Here is a 14,827-nt window from a genome sequence, read left to right as displayed (position 1 = left end):
GGCGGCGATTCTATCAGTCCCACGCCTTGACGGCATATACGCGACGCTTTGCCGCGTAATGGCAGCGCGCCGTATACTTCTATGTTTATGCCCGCCAAGCGAGGCCGCAGTGGACAAGATTCTGATTCGTGGGGCACGTACCCATAACCTGAAGAACATCGACCTGACCCTGCCCCGGGACAAGTTGATCGTGATCACCGGTTTGTCCGGTTCCGGCAAGTCATCGCTGGCTTTCGACACCCTCTACGCTGAGGGTCAACGCCGTTATGTCGAGTCGTTGTCGGCTTACGCCCGGCAATTCCTGTCGATGATGGAAAAGCCCGACGTCGACACCATCGAGGGGCTTTCTCCGGCAATCTCGATCGAGCAGAAATCGACCTCGCACAACCCGCGCTCGACGGTCGGCACTATTACCGAAATCTACGACTACCTGCGTCTGCTGTATGCACGGGTAGGTACCCCGCGCTGCCCGGACCATGACATCCCGCTGGAAGCGCAAACGGTCAGCCAGATGGTCGACCTGGTGCTCGATCAACCTGAAGGCAGCAAGCTGATGCTGCTGGCGCCGGTCATCCGCGAGCGCAAGGGCGAGCACCTGGCGGTGTTCGACGAGCTGCGCGCGCAGGGCTTTGTGCGTGTGCGGGTCAACGGCAAGCTGTACGAGATGGACGAGCTGCCGACCCTCGAGAAACAGAAAAAACACAGCATCGATGTCGTGGTCGACCGCTTCAAGGTCCGTAGCGACCTGCAGCAGCGCCTGGCCGAGTCGTTCGAGACCGCGCTGAAACTGGCTGACGGGATTGCCCTGGTAGCGCCGATGGACGACGAGCCAGGCGAAGAAATCATCTTCTCTGCGCGCTTCGCCTGCCCGGTCTGCGGCCATGCGATCAGCGAGCTGGAACCCAAGTTGTTCTCCTTCAACAACCCGGCTGGCGCGTGCCCGACCTGCGATGGCCTGGGCGTGAAGCAGTACTTCGACACCAAGCGCCTGGTCAACACCGAGCTGACCCTGGCCGAGGGCGCGATCCGTGGCTGGGACCGGCGCAACGTGTACTACTTCCAGATGCTTGGCTCGCTTGCCGCGCATTTTGGCTTCAGCCTGGAACAACCGTTCGCTGAACTGGCAGCAGAGGATCAAAAGATCATTCTGCAGGGCAGCGGTAAGCAGAACGTCGACTTCAAATACCTGAATGACCGTGGCGATATCGTCAAGCGCTCGCACCCGTTTGAAGGCATCGTGCCGAATCTGGAGCGACGTTACCGCGAGACCGAGTCGGCCACGGTACGTGAAGAGCTGGCCAAGTTCCTCGGTACGCAGCCATGCCCGGACTGTCGTGGCACCCGCCTGCGCCGTGAGTCGCGGCATGTATGGGTTGGCGAGAAAACCCTGCCGGCGGTGACCAACCTGCCGATTGGCGATGCCAGTACCTACTTCAGCGAGCTGACCCTGACCGGTCGCCGCGGCGAGATCGCTTCGAAGATTCTCAAGGAGATTTGCGAGCGTCTGCAGTTTCTGGTCAACGTCGGCCTTGATTACCTGACCCTGGATCGCAGTGCCGACACCCTCTCTGGCGGCGAGGCGCAGCGTATTCGCCTGGCCAGCCAAATTGGCGCGGGCCTGGTCGGCGTCATGTATATCCTCGACGAGCCTTCGATTGGCTTGCATCAGCGCGATAACGACCGCTTGCTCGGCACGCTCAATCACTTGCGCGATCTGGGCAACACGGTGATCGTGGTGGAGCACGACGAGGACGCCATTCGCCTGGCTGACTACGTTGTCGACATCGGCCCGGGCGCTGGTGTACACGGTGGCCAGATCGTTGCCGAAGGCACGCCACAGGAGGTCATGGACCACCCTGATTCACTGACCGGTGCCTACTTGTCCGGGCGCAAGAAGATCGCTGTGCCGGCCAAGCGCACCCCCCGTGACAAGAAGCTGTCGCTCAAGCTCAAAGGCGCGCGTGGCAACAACCTGCAGAACGTCGATCTGGAAATCCCGATCGGCTTGCTGACTTGCGTGACCGGTGTCTCCGGGTCGGGCAAGTCGACGTTGATCAACAACACGCTATTCCCACTGGCGGCGACTGCGCTGAACGGCGCTACCAGCCATGAGGCCGCCGCACACAGCAGCATGGACGGCCTGCAGCATCTGGACAAAGTGGTCGACATCGACCAGAGCCCGATTGGCCGCACCCCACGCTCCAACCCGGCGACCTATACCGGCATCTTCACGCCGGTGCGCGAGCTGTTTGCAGGGGTGCCCGAGTCGCGTGCGCGCGGTTATGGTCCGGGACGGTTCTCGTTCAACGTCAAGGGCGGCCGCTGCGAAGCGTGTCAGGGCGATGGCCTGATCAAGGTCGAGATGCACTTCCTGCCGGACATCTACGTGCCCTGCGACGTGTGCAAGAGCAAGCGCTACAACCGCGAGACGCTGGAGATCAAGTACAAAGGAAAGAACATCCACGAGGTGCTGGAAATGACCATCGAGGATGCCCGCGCATTCTTCGATGCAGTGCCGGCGCTGGCGCGCAAGCTGCAGACGCTGGTGGATGTCGGCCTGTCGTACATCAAGCTTGGTCAGTCGGCCACGACCCTCTCCGGGGGCGAGGCGCAGCGGGTCAAGCTGTCACGCGAGCTGTCCAAGCGCGATACCGGCAAGACGCTGTACATCCTCGATGAACCGACTACCGGCCTGCACTTCGCCGATATCCAGCAGTTGCTCGATGTACTGCACCGCTTGCGCGATCACGGCAACACCGTAGTGGTGATCGAGCACAATCTGGACGTGATCAAGACCGCCGACTGGCTGGTCGACCTCGGCCCGGAGGGCGGCTCCAAGGGCGGCCAGATCATCGCGGTGGGTACGCCTGAAGAGGTGACCAAGATGAAGCAGTCGTATACCGGCCACTACCTCAAGCCGTTGCTGGAGCGTGACCGGGCGTAAGCCTACAAAAAAAGCCCCCGGTAGCGCGCTACCGGGGGCTTTTTTACAACCGTGCAGCCCTTACGGCAAGCTGATTACATCTGCGATTGCAGGTAGTTCTGCAGGCCGATGACCTTGATCAGACCCTGCTGCTTTTCCAGCCAATAAGTGTGATCTTCTTCGGTATCTGCCAACTGCTGACGCAGGATGTCGCGGCTGATGTAATCCTTGTGCGTTTCGCACAACTCAATGCCTTTGCACAACGCTGCGCGCACCTTGTACTCGAGGCGCAAGTCGGCTGCGAGCATTTCCGGCACAGTGGTGCCCACGTCCAGATCATCCGGACGCATGCGCGGGGTGCCTTCCAGCATGAGAATGCGGCGCATCAGGGCGTCGGCGTGTTGCGCCTCTTCTTCCATTTCATGGTTGATGCGCTCGTAGAGCTTGGACAAGCCCCAGTCTTCGTACATGCGCGAATGAATGAAATACTGATCACGTGCTGCCAGCTCGCCGGTGAGCAACGTGTTGAGGTAATCGATTACGTCCGGGTGACCTTGCATCGCCCTGGTTCTCCATGTGAAAGCGCTATGTGCATAGTGTGAACCAGGACTGCTGCAAGGTCACTGAAAAACGCGCAATAACATGCAAAAAAACGCCTAAACAGTAGTGATATTCATTGAAAAACCGCCCAAATGAGGGCGGTTCTACTTATCATTCCGAGTCAGGCGAGATTCAGCCCCAACGCCTTCGCAACTCCTTCGCCGTAGGCTGGATCTGCCTTGGAGAAGTGCTGCAACTGGCGCATCACCACAACTGCGCTGACACCCGCCATGGTGCCGGCAATGTTGTTGATCAGCAGTGTTTGCTGCTCAGGGCTCATCAAGCGGAACAAGGCGCCGGCGTGGCTGTAGTAATCGCCGTCCTCACGGTGGTCGTGACGATCGGCTGCGCCGTTCAGGGCAAGCGCCGGCTCGGCATGCTGCGGCGACTGCTTGGGCGCGTCGCTGTAGCTGTTCGGCTCGTAGTTGGGCGCACTGCCATAGCTACCGAAAGCCATCGCGCCATCGCGCTGATAGCTGTTCACCGGGCTGCGAGCGGCGTTGACCGGCAGATGCTGGTGATTGGTGCCTACGCGGTAGCGGTGCGCATCGGCGTAGGCAAACACACGCCCCTGCAGCATCCGGTCTGGCGACAGGCCGACACCTGGAACCATGTTGCTCGGGCCGAAGGTGGCTTGCTCGACTTCGGCAAAGTAGTTGAGCGGGTTGCGGTTGAGCTCAAGTACGCCAACCTCGATCAACGGGAATTCCTTCTGCGACCAGGTCTTGGTCACATCGAAAGGATTCTCCGCCCGATTGGCTGCCTGCTCCCCGCTCATGACCTGAATGCACACAGTCCAGCGAGGATAGTCACCGCGTTCAATCGCCTCGAACAGGTCACGCTGGGCGTAATCAGGGTCAGTACCCGCCAGACGCGCTGCTTCGGCCGGTGCCAGGTTCTTGATGCCCTGCTGAGTCTTGTAGTGCCATTTGACCCAGGTGCGCTCACCGCTCGCGCTGATCAGGCTGTAGGTATGGCTGCCGAAGCCGTGCATGTGACGGTAGCCGTCCGGGATACCCCGATCAGAGAACAGGATCGTGACCTGGTGCAGCGCCTCAGGCGAATGCGACCAGAAGTCCCACATCATCTGGGCGTTCTTCAGGTTGCTCTGCGGATGGCGCTTCTGCGTGTGGATGAAGTCAGGAAACTTCAGCGGGTCGCGGATGAAAAACACCGGGGTGTTGTTGCCCACGATGTCCCAATTGCCTTCCTCGGTGTAGAACTTGAGCGCGAAGCCACGCGGGTCACGCTCGGTGTCAGCCGAGCCGCGCTCGCCACCTACGGTGGAGAACCGCAAAAAGGTCTCGGTTTGCTTGCCAACCTTGTCGAACAGTTTGGCGCAGGTGTAGCGGGTGATATCGCGGGATACGGTGAAGGTACCGTAGGCGCCAGAGCCCTTGGCGTGCACACGGCGCTCAGGGATGTTCTCGCGGTTGAAGTGGGCGAGTTTTTCCAGCAGGTGGAAGTCGTCGAGCAGCAGCGGGCCGCGAGGGCCGGCCGAACGGGAATTCTGGTTGTCAGCTACAGGTGCACCGCTGGCGGTGGTAAGAATCTTGCTCATGGGCTCTCCTTGACGGTCTTGATCTGCCGTTTGTCGGCTTGCGGACAGTATCGGGGAGCGGCATGACAAGAGCTAATTCATTGATCGAGTAGCGGCGATAGGAATTAACAATAATTACAGACACAAAAAACCGGGCACTAGGCCCGGTTTTTTGTAGCAGACAGAACGTCTTACTCGGCAGCTTCTACAGCACCACCGACTGGACGATCAACCAGCTCGACGTACGCCATAGGCGCGTTGTCGCCAGCGCGGAAACCGCACTTCAGGATACGCAGGTAGCCGCCCTGACGGGTGGCGTAGCGCTTGCCCAGATCGTTGAAGAGCTTGCCAACAGCGGATTTCGAACGGGTACGGTCGAAAGCCAGACGACGGTTGGCTACGCTATCTTCCTTGGCCAGGGTGATCAGCGGCTCGGCAACGCGGCGCAGTTCCTTGGCTTTTGGCAGAGTAGTTTTGATCAGCTCGTGCTCGATCAACGACACTGCCATGTTCTGGAACATAGCCTTGCGGTGAGAGCTGGTACGGCTCAGGTGACGTCCACTTTTACGATGACGCATGATTCATTCCTTACCAAACACTACGTTCGGTGATTACGACGATCAGGCAGTCGCCTTGTCGTCCTTCTTAAGACTTGCAGGCGGCCAGTTGTCGAGGCGCATGCCGAGGGACAGACCACGGGAAGCCAAAACGTCCTTGATTTCAGTCAGGGACTTCTTGCCCAGGTTAGGAGTTTTCAACAGCTCTACTTCGGTGCGCTGAATCAGGTCGCCGATGTAGTAGATGTTCTCCGCCTTGAGGCAGTTGGCAGACCGTACGGTCAGTTCCAGGTCGTCAACCGGACGCAGCAGGATCGGATCGATCTCGTCTTCCTGCTCGACCACTACCGGCTCACTGTCACCTTTGAGATCCACGAACGCGGCCAGCTGCTGTTGCAGGATGGTCGCGGCACGACGGATTGCCTCTTCTGGGTCCAGAGTACCGTTGGTTTCCAGATCAATGACCAGCTTGTCCAGGTTGGTACGCTGCTCAACACGGGCGTTTTCGACCACATAGGCGATACGACGCACCGGGCTGAACGAAGCGTCCAGCTGAAGACGGCCAATGCTGCGGCTTTCATCTTCGTCAGTCTGACGAGAGTCGGCCGGCTCGTAACCGCGACCACGAGCTACAGTGAGCTTCATGTTCAGGGCGCCGTTGGACGCCAGGTTCGCGATTACGTGATCGGGGTTGACGATCTCGACATCGTGATCCAGCTGAATATCGGCAGCGGTAACCACCCCCGAACCCTTTTTCGACAAGGTCAGCGTAACTTCGTCACGACCGTGCAGTTTGATAGCCAGGCCTTTCAGGTTCAACAGGATTTCAATTACGTCTTCCTGTACACCTTCGATCGCGGAGTACTCATGGAGTACGCCATCGATCTCGGCCTCGACTACTGCACAGCCAGGCATGGAGGACAACAGGATGCGGCGCAGCGCGTTGCCCAGGGTATGGCCGAAACCACGCTCGAGAGGCTCGAGCGTAATCTTGGCGCGGGTCGGACTGACTACCTGCACATCAATGTGGCGGGGAGTCAGGAACTCATTTACCGAAATCTGCATGGATGCACCTATTTTCTAGCCCTTACTTGGAGTAGAGCTCGACAATCAGGTTTTCGTTGATGTCGGCAGACAGGTCGCTGCGAGCAGGAACGTTCTTGAAAACGCCCGACTTTTTAGCAGCATCCACGTCTACCCACTCAACGCGGCCGCGCTGAGAGCACAGTTCAAGGGCTTGAACAATGCGCAGCTGGTTCAGCGATTTCTCACGAACCGAGACCACGTCACCCGGACGAACTTGGTAAGATGGAATGTTTACAGTCTTACCGTTGACGCTGATCGCTTTGTGCGAAACCAGCTGACGCGACTCGGAACGAGTCGAGCCGAAGCCCATACGGTAAACGACGTTATCCAGACGGCACTCGAGCAGTTGCAGCAGGTTCTCACCAGTTGCGCCTTTTTTCGAGGCTGCAGCTTGGTAGTAACCGCGGAACTGACGCTCCAGAACACCGTAGATACGACGGACTTTTTGTTTCTCGCGCAGCTGGGTACCGTAGTCGGACTGACGGCCACGGCGCTGGCCGTGGATACCTGGGGCTGCTTCGATGTTGCACTTCGATTCCAGAGCGCGAACGCCGCTCTTCAGGAAAAGGTCAGTGCCTTCACGGCGAGACAGTTTGCATTTTGGACCAATGTAACGTGCCATTTATCTGTCTCCTGATTACACGCGACGCTTCTTCGGCGGACGGCACCCGTTATGCGGGATTGGCGTCACGTCGGTGATGCTGGCGATCTTGTAGCCGCAGCTGTTCAAAGCACGAACGGCGGACTCACGACCTGGACCTGGACCCTTGACGTTTACGTCGAGGTTTTTCAGACCGTATTCCAGCGCAGCTTGACCAGCTCGTTCAGCAGCAATCTGAGCTGCAAACGGGGTGGATTTGCGCGAACCACGGAAACCCGAACCACCGGACGTTGCCCAGGACAAAGCATTGCCCTGACGGTCGGTGATGGTCACGATGGTGTTGTTGAAAGACGCGTGGATGTGGGCGATGCCATCAACCACTGTCTTTTTGATTTTTTTACGAGGACGAGCAGCAGGTTTTGCCATGTCTATTTTCCTGTCGATTCGCTGGTGCGATTACTTGCGGATCGGCTTACGCGGGCCCTTACGGGTGCGTGCATTGGTCTTGGTGCGCTGACCGCGAACCGGCAGACCTTTACGATGGCGCAGACCGCGGTAGCAGCCCAGGTCCATCAAGCGTTTGATCTTCATGTTGATGTCACGGCGCAGATCACCTTCAGTGGTGAACTTGGCGACTTCGCTACGCAGCGTTTCAATCTGCTCGTCGCTCAGATCCTTGATCTTTGCGGCTGGGTTAACCCCAGTGTCTGCACAAATCTTCTGTGCAGTTGTGCGACCGACACCATAGATGTAGGTCAGCGAGATAACAGTGTGCTTGTTATCTGGAATGTTGACGCCTGCAATACGGGCCATTCAGTGGGACTCCAATTGACAGCTACCTACGCCCCGGAAGCCAAGAAATAGGGCGCGAGATAATATCGCTGTAGAAACAATTAATCAACCCAGCAGCGCACTAGCTGCTGGGCTTGTAGCGCGGATCACACTCAGCCTTGGCGCTGCTTGTGACGCGGTTCCGCGCTGCAAATTACTCGCACGATACCTTCGCGGCGAATAATCTTGCAGTTACGGCACAGCTTTTTCACCGATGCACGAACTTTCATGACCAACTCCTCGAACCTTAGGGGCCTGTCAGCGCAGCAAGCTGCTGCCGCCATAGCCTTTCAGGTTGGCTTTCTTCATCAGGGATTCGTACTGGTGCGAAACGAGGTGGGATTGTACTTGGGACATGAAGTCCATCACAACCACTACCACGATCAACAACGACGTCCCGCCGAGATAGAACGGCACGTTTGCAGCCACCACAAGGAACTGGGGCAGAAGGCATACGGCCATCATGTAAAGAGCACCGAACATGGTCAGACGAGTCAGAACGCCATCAATGTAGCGCGCCGACTGCTCACCAGGACGGATACCCGGAATAAAGGCACCGGACTTCTTCAGGTTTTCCGCTACGTCTTTCGGGTTGAACATCAACGCTGTGTAGAAGAAGCAGAAGAAAATGATCCCTGCACTAAACAGCAAAATGTTCAACGGCTGACCAGGAGCGATCGACTGCGAGATGTCTTGCAGCCAGCCCATACCTTCAGACTGACCGAACCAGGCACCCAGCGAAGCCGGGAACAGCAGAATGCTGCTGGCGAAAATAGCCGGGATTACCCCTGCCATGTTCACCTTGAGCGGCAAGTGGCTGGTCTGCGCAGCAAAGACCTTGCGGCCCTGCTGACGCTTGGCGTAGTGAACGGCGATTCGACGCTGACCACGCTCAATGAACACCACAAAACCGATAATCGCTACTGCCAGCAAACCGATAGCGACCAGGGCGAAAATGTTGATATCGCCTGTGCGCGCAGACTCGAAAGACTGCCCGATTGCTCTCGGAAGACCGGCAACGATACCCGCGAAAATCAACATCGAGATACCGTTGCCCACACCGCGCTCGGTAATCTGCTCACCCAGCCACATCATGAACATTGCGCCTGCCACGAAGGTGGAGACGGCAACCACATGGAAGCCAAGGCTTGCAGAGAACGCCACGCCCTGGTTGGCCAAGCCAATGGACATGCCAATCGCTTGAACCAATGCCAGGATTACAGTGAGGTAGCGGGTGTACTGGCTGATCTTGCGACGGCCAGCTTCACCTTCCTTCTTCAACTGCTCCAGCTGTGGGCTGACAGCGGTCATGAGCTGCATGATGATCGATGCCGAGATGTACGGCATGATCCCCAGTGCAAAGATGCTCATGCGCTCAAGCGCACCACCGGAAAACATGTTGAACAAGCTAAGAATGGTCCCCTCATTCTGTCGAAACAGATCCGCCAGACGGTCCGGGTTGATGCCAGGCACCGGGATATGCGCACCTATTCGATAGACGATGATCGCCATGAACAGAAAGCGCAGACGAGCCCAGAGTTCCGACATCCCGCCCTTACCGAGCGAAGAGAGAGCACCTTGCTTAGCCATTTATTCCTCGAATTTGCCGCCAGCTGCTTCGATAGCCGCACGCGCACCTTTGGTGGCTGCGATGCCCTTGATGGTAACTGCGCGAGTGACTTCGCCAGACAGCATGATTTTCACACGCTGTACGTTCTGGTTGATCACGTTGGCATCCTTCAAGGATTGCACGGTGACAACATCGCCTTCCACTTTGGCCAGCTCGGACAGACGCACTTCTGCGCGGTCCATGGCTTTCAGCGAAACGAAGCCGAATTTCGGCAGACGACGGTGCAGCGGCTGTTGACCGCCTTCGAAGCCCGGAGCGATGGTGCCACCGGAACGGGAGGTCTGACCTTTGTGGCCGCGGCCACCAGTCTTACCCAAACCGCTACCGATACCACGACCCGGACGATGCTTCTCGCGACGGGAACCCGGCGCTGGACTCAGATCATTGAGTTTCATCGATTAACCCTCGACGCGCAGCATGTAGTAAGCCTTGTTGATCATCCCGCGATTCTCGGGAGTATCAAGTACTTCTACGGTGTGACCAATGCGACGCAGACCCAGGCCTTTAACACACAGTTTGTGGTTAGGCAGACGGCCGGCGGTGCTTTTGATCAGCGTGACTTTAACGGTGGCAGCCATTAGAAGATCTCCTCAACGCTCTTGCCGCGCTTGGCAGCAATGGATTCAGGAGATTGCATGGCCTTCAGACCCTTGAAGGTGGCGTAAACCACGTTCACTGGGTTGGTCGAACCGTAGCACTTGGCCAGAACGTTCTGGACACCAGCAACTTCCAGGACAGCACGCATAGCGCCGCCAGCGATGATACCGGTACCTTCGGAGGCAGGCTGCATGTAAACCTTCGAGGCGCCGTGGGCGGCCTTGGTGGCGTACTGCAGAGTGGTGCCTTTCAGGTCAACCTGAATCATGTTGCGACGGGCAGCTTCCATGGCTTTCTGGATCGCGGCTGGTACTTCGCGCGATTTGCCACGGCCGAAGCCTACACGGCCCTTACCATCACCAACCACGGTCAACGCGGTGAAGGTGAAGATACGGCCGCCTTTGACGGTCTTGGCTACGCGGTTAACTTGAACCAGCTTCTCGATGTAGCCTTCGTCGCGCTTTTGATCGTTATTTGCCATAACTTAGAACTCCAGCCCGCCTTCACGAGCAGCATCAGCCAGCGCTTTGACGCGGCCATGGTACTTGAAGCCGGAACGGTCAAAGGCAACTTGAGATACACCGGCGGCTTTCGCGCGCTCAGCTACCAGCTTGCCAACCTTAGTGGCCGCGTCGATGTTGCCGGTGGCGCCATCACGCAGGTCTTTGTCCAAGGTAGAGGCGCTTGCCAGAACCTTGCTGCCGTCGGCCGAGATGACTTGGGCATAAATGTGCTGCGAGGAGCGGAACACGCACAAACGCACGGCTTCGAGCTCGTGCATTTTCAGGCGTGCTTTGCGAGCGCGACGCAGTCGAGTAACTTTTTTGTCGGTCATTTGCTAGGCCCTACTTCTTCTTGGCTTCTTTACGACGGACGACTTCGTCCGCGTAACGCACACCTTTGCCTTTGTACGGCTCTGGTGGACGGAAGTCGCGGATTTCAGCGGCCACCTGACCTACCAGCTGCTTGTCGATGCCCTTGATCAGGATATCGGTCTGGCTAGGCGTTTCAGCGGTGATGCCGGCTGGAAGCTCGTAGTCTACTGGGTGAGAGAAGCCCAGAGCCAGGTTCAGGACGGTGCCTTTGGCCTGAGCCTTGTAACCAACACCGACCAGCTGGAGCTTGCGCTCGAAGCCTTGGCTTACGCCTTGGACCATGTTGTTCACCAGAGCGCGGGTAGTACCGGCCATGGCGCGAGCTTGCTGGTCACCATTGCGAGCGACAAAACGCAGCTCACCAGACTCTTCGGTAACTTCAACAGACGAATGAACGTTCAGTTCGAGAGTGCCCTTGGCACCCTTCACCGAAAGCTGTTGGCCGGCGAATTTGACTTCGACACCGGACGGCAGCTTTACGGGGTTCTTAGCGACGCGAGACATGCTTATCCCCCCTTAGAACACTGTGCACAGAACTTCGCCACCAACACCGGCGGCACGTGCAGCACGATCCGTCATCACACCTTTGTTGGTGGAGACGATAGACACGCCCAGACCGCCACGAACTTTCGGCAGATCTGTAACGGCCTTGTACTGACGCAGGCCTGGTCGGCTGGCGCGCTTCAGCTCTTCGATGACCGGACGGCCTTCGAAGTACTTCAGCTCGATCGACAGGGAGGGTTTGACTTCGCTGCTTACCTGGTAACCAGCGATGTAACCTTCGTCCTTCAGAACTTGGGCAACCGCAACCTTCAGAGTCGAAGAAGGCATGCTTACGACGGACTTTTCAGCCATCTGGGCATTACGGATGCGAGTTAGCATGTCCGCTAACGGGTCCTGCATACTCATGGGCTAGATGCTCCTGATACAAGAATTATTAGCCTCTCGGCTATCACAACCACCCAAGCACCCAGGACAAAAGACCCGGGCTCGGGTGAGCCGATCATTCTAGACACAACCTAGAAACGAAACAAGCCCCATATAGGGGCTTGTTTAGAAGCGAGGTCACCGGCGGTCGGAAGATTGCTCCCCTTCCGCCAGAACCCTGGTGCTTACCAGCTGGCTTTAACCAGACCTGGTACGTCACCACGCATTGCAGCTTGACGCAGCATGTTACGGCCCAGACCAAACTTACGGTATACACCGTGAGGACGGCCGGTCAGGCGGCAACGGTTGCGCAGACGAGCGGCGCTGGCGTCACGCGGCTGCTTTTGCAGTGCGACGACGGCGGCATAACGCTCTTCTGGCGATGCGTTCAGGTTGACGATGGTCGCTTTCAGCTCGGCACGCTTTTTGGCGTACTTGGCTACCGTGAGCTGACGCTTCAGCTCGCGGTTTTTCATGCTCTTCTTGGCCATTTTCCTACTCCAATCAGTTGCGGAACGGGAATTTGAATGCACGCAGCAGAGCGCGGCCTTCGTCATCCGAACGAGCAGTGGTGGTCAGGGTAATGTCCAGACCGCGCAGAGCATCGATCTTGTCGTAGTCGATTTCCGGGAAGATGATCTGCTCTTTCACGCCCATGCTGTAGTTGCCACGACCATCGAAGGACTTGGCATTCAGGCCGCGGAAGTCGCGAACCCGAGGCAGGGAGATCGCCAGCAGGCGGTCCAGGAACTCGTACATACGGTCACGGCGCAGAGTAACTTTAACGCCGATCGGCCAACCTTCACGAACCTTGAAACCCGCAATCGACTTGCGAGCGAAAGTCACGACCGGCTTTTGACCGGTGATCTTTTCCAGGTCGGCTACAGCGTTTTCGATGACTTTTTTGTCACCGACAGCTTCGCCCAGACCCATGTTCAGGGTGATCTTGGTTACGCGTGGAACTTCCATCACGTTCGCGAGCTTAAGTTCTTCCTTAAGCTTGGGAGCGATTTCGTTCCGGTAAATCTCTTTGAGTCGTGCCATTGTCTTCTACCTAGCAGTGTTCAAGCATCAACCGCTTTCTGGGTCGACTTGAAGACACGAATTTTCTTGCCGTCTTCAACCTTGAAGCCAACGCGGTCAGCCTTGTTGGTTTCACCATTGAAAATGGCAACGTTGGAAGCGTGCAGAGGCGCTTCTTTCTCGACGATACCGCCCTGTACGCCCGCCATCGGGTTAGGCTTGGTATGGCGCTTGACCAGGTTTACACCACCGATGACCAGACGGTCGTCAGCGAGAACCTTCAGCACCTTACCGCGCTTACCTTTGTCTTTGCCGGCGATCACGATGATCTCGTCGTCACGACGAATCTTTTGCATGTCGGATCTCCTTAGAGCACTTCAGGGGCGAGCGAGACGATCTTCATGAACTTCTCGTTGCGAAGTTCACGGGTCACTGGCCCGAAGATGCGAGTGCCGATCGGCTCTTGCTTGTTGTTCAGCAGAACAGCAGCGTTACCGTCGAAACGAATGATGGAACCGTCAGCGCGACGTACACCATGACGGGTACGTACGACTACGGCGGTCATCACCTGGCCTTTTTTGACCTTACCGCGCGGAATTGCTTCCTTGACGGTTACTTTGATGATGTCACCGATGCCGGCGTAACGACGGTGGGAACCGCCGAGCACCTTGATGCACATGACGCGACGAGCGCCGCTGTTATCGGCCACATCGAGCATGGATTGAGTCTGAATCATAAAATTTCTCCGACCCCTAGCCCTTAGACTTCAACAGCGCGTTCGAGGACTTCAACCAGTGCCCAAGACTTGGTCTTGGCCAGCGGACGAGTTTCGCTAATGGAAACTTTGTCGCCGATTTTGCACTGATTGGTTTCGTCGTGCGCGTGCAGCTTAGTCGAACGCTTAACGTATTTACCGTAGATCGGGTGCTTTACGCGACGCTCGATCAGAACGGTGATGGTCTTGTCCATTTTGTCGCTGACGACACGGCCAGTCAGCGTACGGACGGTTTTTTCAGCTTCAGCCATGATCACTTACCTGCCTGCTGGTTGAGCACAGTTTTCACGCGAGCGATGTCACGCTTAACTTGCGAGAGCAGGTGCGACTGCCCCAACTGGCCAGTTGCTTTCTGCATACGCAGATTGAACTGGTCGCGCAGCAGGCCGAGCAGTTGCTCGTTCAGCTGCTGTGCCGATTTTTCACGAAGTTCATTCGCTTTCATCACATCACCGTCCGCTTAACAAAGGAGGTGGCGAGTGGCAGCTTTGCAGCAGCCAAGGCGAATGCTTCGCGCGCCAGCTCTTCAGAAACACCCTCGATCTCATACAGGACTTTGCCTGGCTGGATCTGGGCAACCCAGTATTCCACGGAACCCTTACCTTTACCCATCCGCACTTCAAGAGGCTTCTTGGTAACCGGCTTGTCCGGGAACACACGGATCCAGATCTTGCCGCCACGCTTAACGTGACGAGTCAAAGCACGACGTGCAGACTCGATCTGGCGAGCGGTGAGGCGACCGCGGGCGACAGCTTTCAAGGCGAATTCGCCGAAGCTGACCTTGCTACCGCGCAGTGCCAGACCACGGTTGTGGCCGGTCATCTGCTTGCGGAATTTTGTACGCTTAGGTTGCAACATTTGG

General features: G+C 57.4%; 23 protein-coding genes. 1 reads left to right on the top strand and 22 read right to left on the bottom strand.

What is annotated here, in order from left to right; genetic code table 11:
- Positions 1-109 precede the first annotated feature (109 nt).
- The gene (uvrA, locus tag FW789_RS20620; protein ID WP_181003753.1) at positions 110-2,944 is read left to right on the top strand and encodes an excinuclease ABC subunit UvrA; all 2,835 of its coding nucleotides are present in this window, start codon (positions 110-112) and stop codon (positions 2,942-2,944) included.
- Positions 2,945-3,018: 74 nt separating this feature from the next.
- Here the strand turns inward: uvrA and bfr are convergent, their stop codons facing one another.
- The 22 genes from bfr to rplP form a co-directional block, all read right to left on the bottom strand.
- On the bottom strand, positions 3,019-3,483 hold the full coding sequence (bfr, locus tag FW789_RS20615; RefSeq protein WP_101322333.1) for a bacterioferritin: 465 nt from the start codon (positions 3,481-3,483) through the stop codon (positions 3,019-3,021).
- 161 nt (positions 3,484-3,644) lie between these two features.
- The gene (locus tag FW789_RS20610) at positions 3,645-5,084 is read right to left on the bottom strand and encodes a catalase (RefSeq protein WP_446431958.1); all 1,440 of its coding nucleotides are present in this window, start codon (positions 5,082-5,084) and stop codon (positions 3,645-3,647) included.
- A 170-nt stretch (positions 5,085-5,254) separates the two neighbouring features.
- Positions 5,255-5,641 carry a 50S ribosomal protein L17 gene (rplQ, locus tag FW789_RS20605; RefSeq protein ID WP_003255451.1) on the bottom strand — a complete coding sequence of 129 codons (387 nt, stop codon included), beginning with the start codon at positions 5,639-5,641 and terminating at the stop codon, positions 5,255-5,257.
- A 42-nt stretch (positions 5,642-5,683) separates the two neighbouring features.
- Entirely contained in the window at positions 5,684-6,685 is a 1,002-nt protein-coding gene (locus FW789_RS20600) for a DNA-directed RNA polymerase subunit alpha (RefSeq protein ID WP_003255452.1), read from the bottom strand.
- Positions 6,686-6,707: 22 nt separating this feature from the next.
- The gene (rpsD, locus tag FW789_RS20595; protein ID WP_101322335.1) at positions 6,708-7,328 is read right to left on the bottom strand and encodes a 30S ribosomal protein S4; all 621 of its coding nucleotides are present in this window, start codon (positions 7,326-7,328) and stop codon (positions 6,708-6,710) included.
- Positions 7,329-7,343: 15 nt separating this feature from the next.
- On the bottom strand, positions 7,344-7,733 hold the full coding sequence (gene rpsK, locus FW789_RS20590; protein ID WP_012270237.1) for a 30S ribosomal protein S11: 390 nt from the start codon (positions 7,731-7,733) through the stop codon (positions 7,344-7,346).
- Between the two features lie 30 nt (positions 7,734-7,763).
- Positions 7,764-8,120, bottom strand: a complete 357-nt coding sequence (gene rpsM, locus FW789_RS20585) for a 30S ribosomal protein S13 (RefSeq protein WP_101322336.1) — start codon at positions 8,118-8,120, stop codon at positions 7,764-7,766.
- 131 nt (positions 8,121-8,251) lie between these two features.
- Entirely contained in the window at positions 8,252-8,368 is a 117-nt protein-coding gene (gene rpmJ / locus FW789_RS20580) for a 50S ribosomal protein L36 (protein ID WP_011531897.1), read from the bottom strand.
- A 28-nt stretch (positions 8,369-8,396) separates the two neighbouring features.
- Positions 8,397-9,728, bottom strand: a complete 1,332-nt coding sequence (secY, locus tag FW789_RS20575) for a preprotein translocase subunit SecY (RefSeq protein ID WP_101322337.1) — start codon at positions 9,726-9,728, stop codon at positions 8,397-8,399.
- On the bottom strand, positions 9,729-10,163 hold the full coding sequence (gene rplO / locus FW789_RS20570) for a 50S ribosomal protein L15 (protein ID WP_010220318.1): 435 nt from the start codon (positions 10,161-10,163) through the stop codon (positions 9,729-9,731). It abuts the gene before it with no gap.
- Between the two features lie 3 nt (positions 10,164-10,166).
- On the bottom strand, positions 10,167-10,346 hold the full coding sequence (gene rpmD, locus FW789_RS20565; RefSeq protein WP_101322338.1) for a 50S ribosomal protein L30: 180 nt from the start codon (positions 10,344-10,346) through the stop codon (positions 10,167-10,169).
- A complete protein-coding gene (gene rpsE, locus FW789_RS20560; RefSeq protein WP_003255465.1) occupies positions 10,346-10,846 on the bottom strand; it encodes a 30S ribosomal protein S5 in 501 nt (166 codons plus the stop codon). Before rpsE ends, rpmD begins: the two co-directional genes overlap by 1 nt.
- 3 nt (positions 10,847-10,849) lie before the next feature.
- On the bottom strand, positions 10,850-11,200 hold the full coding sequence (gene rplR / locus FW789_RS20555; RefSeq protein WP_029614571.1) for a 50S ribosomal protein L18: 351 nt from the start codon (positions 11,198-11,200) through the stop codon (positions 10,850-10,852).
- Between the two features lie 10 nt (positions 11,201-11,210).
- Positions 11,211-11,744, bottom strand: coding sequence for a 50S ribosomal protein L6 (gene rplF / locus FW789_RS20550; protein WP_003255469.1), 534 nt, complete (start codon positions 11,742-11,744; stop codon positions 11,211-11,213).
- A 12-nt stretch (positions 11,745-11,756) separates the two neighbouring features.
- Complete coding sequence (gene rpsH, locus FW789_RS20545) at positions 11,757-12,149, bottom strand: 30S ribosomal protein S8 (protein ID WP_101322339.1); 393 nt, start codon at positions 12,147-12,149, stop codon at positions 11,757-11,759.
- A 203-nt stretch (positions 12,150-12,352) separates the two neighbouring features.
- On the bottom strand, positions 12,353-12,658 hold the full coding sequence (rpsN, locus tag FW789_RS20540) for a 30S ribosomal protein S14 (protein WP_101322340.1): 306 nt from the start codon (positions 12,656-12,658) through the stop codon (positions 12,353-12,355).
- A gap of 13 nt (positions 12,659-12,671) precedes the next feature.
- Positions 12,672-13,211, bottom strand: a complete 540-nt coding sequence (rplE, locus tag FW789_RS20535; RefSeq protein ID WP_101322341.1) for a 50S ribosomal protein L5 — start codon at positions 13,209-13,211, stop codon at positions 12,672-12,674.
- Positions 13,212-13,231: 20 nt separating this feature from the next.
- On the bottom strand, positions 13,232-13,546 hold the full coding sequence (gene rplX / locus FW789_RS20530) for a 50S ribosomal protein L24 (protein WP_003255476.1): 315 nt from the start codon (positions 13,544-13,546) through the stop codon (positions 13,232-13,234).
- Between the two features lie 11 nt (positions 13,547-13,557).
- On the bottom strand, positions 13,558-13,926 hold the full coding sequence (rplN, locus tag FW789_RS20525; protein WP_011063774.1) for a 50S ribosomal protein L14: 369 nt from the start codon (positions 13,924-13,926) through the stop codon (positions 13,558-13,560).
- 23 nt (positions 13,927-13,949) lie between these two features.
- Positions 13,950-14,216 carry a 30S ribosomal protein S17 gene (gene rpsQ / locus FW789_RS20520; protein WP_101322342.1) on the bottom strand — a complete coding sequence of 89 codons (267 nt, stop codon included), beginning with the start codon at positions 14,214-14,216 and terminating at the stop codon, positions 13,950-13,952.
- A 2-nt stretch (positions 14,217-14,218) separates the two neighbouring features.
- Positions 14,219-14,410 carry a 50S ribosomal protein L29 gene (rpmC, locus tag FW789_RS20515; protein ID WP_002555481.1) on the bottom strand — a complete coding sequence of 64 codons (192 nt, stop codon included), beginning with the start codon at positions 14,408-14,410 and terminating at the stop codon, positions 14,219-14,221.
- A complete protein-coding gene (gene rplP, locus FW789_RS20510; RefSeq protein ID WP_009397508.1) occupies positions 14,410-14,823 on the bottom strand; it encodes a 50S ribosomal protein L16 in 414 nt (137 codons plus the stop codon). The genes rpmC and rplP overlap by 1 nt, the downstream gene beginning before the upstream one ends.
- Between the last annotated feature and the right edge of the window lie 4 nt (positions 14,824-14,827).

The organism is Pseudomonas sp. 1121_17, assembly GCF_052850745.1.
Note: the sequence above shows the minus strand (reverse complement) of the source record. Positions and strands in the feature narration are given on the sequence as shown.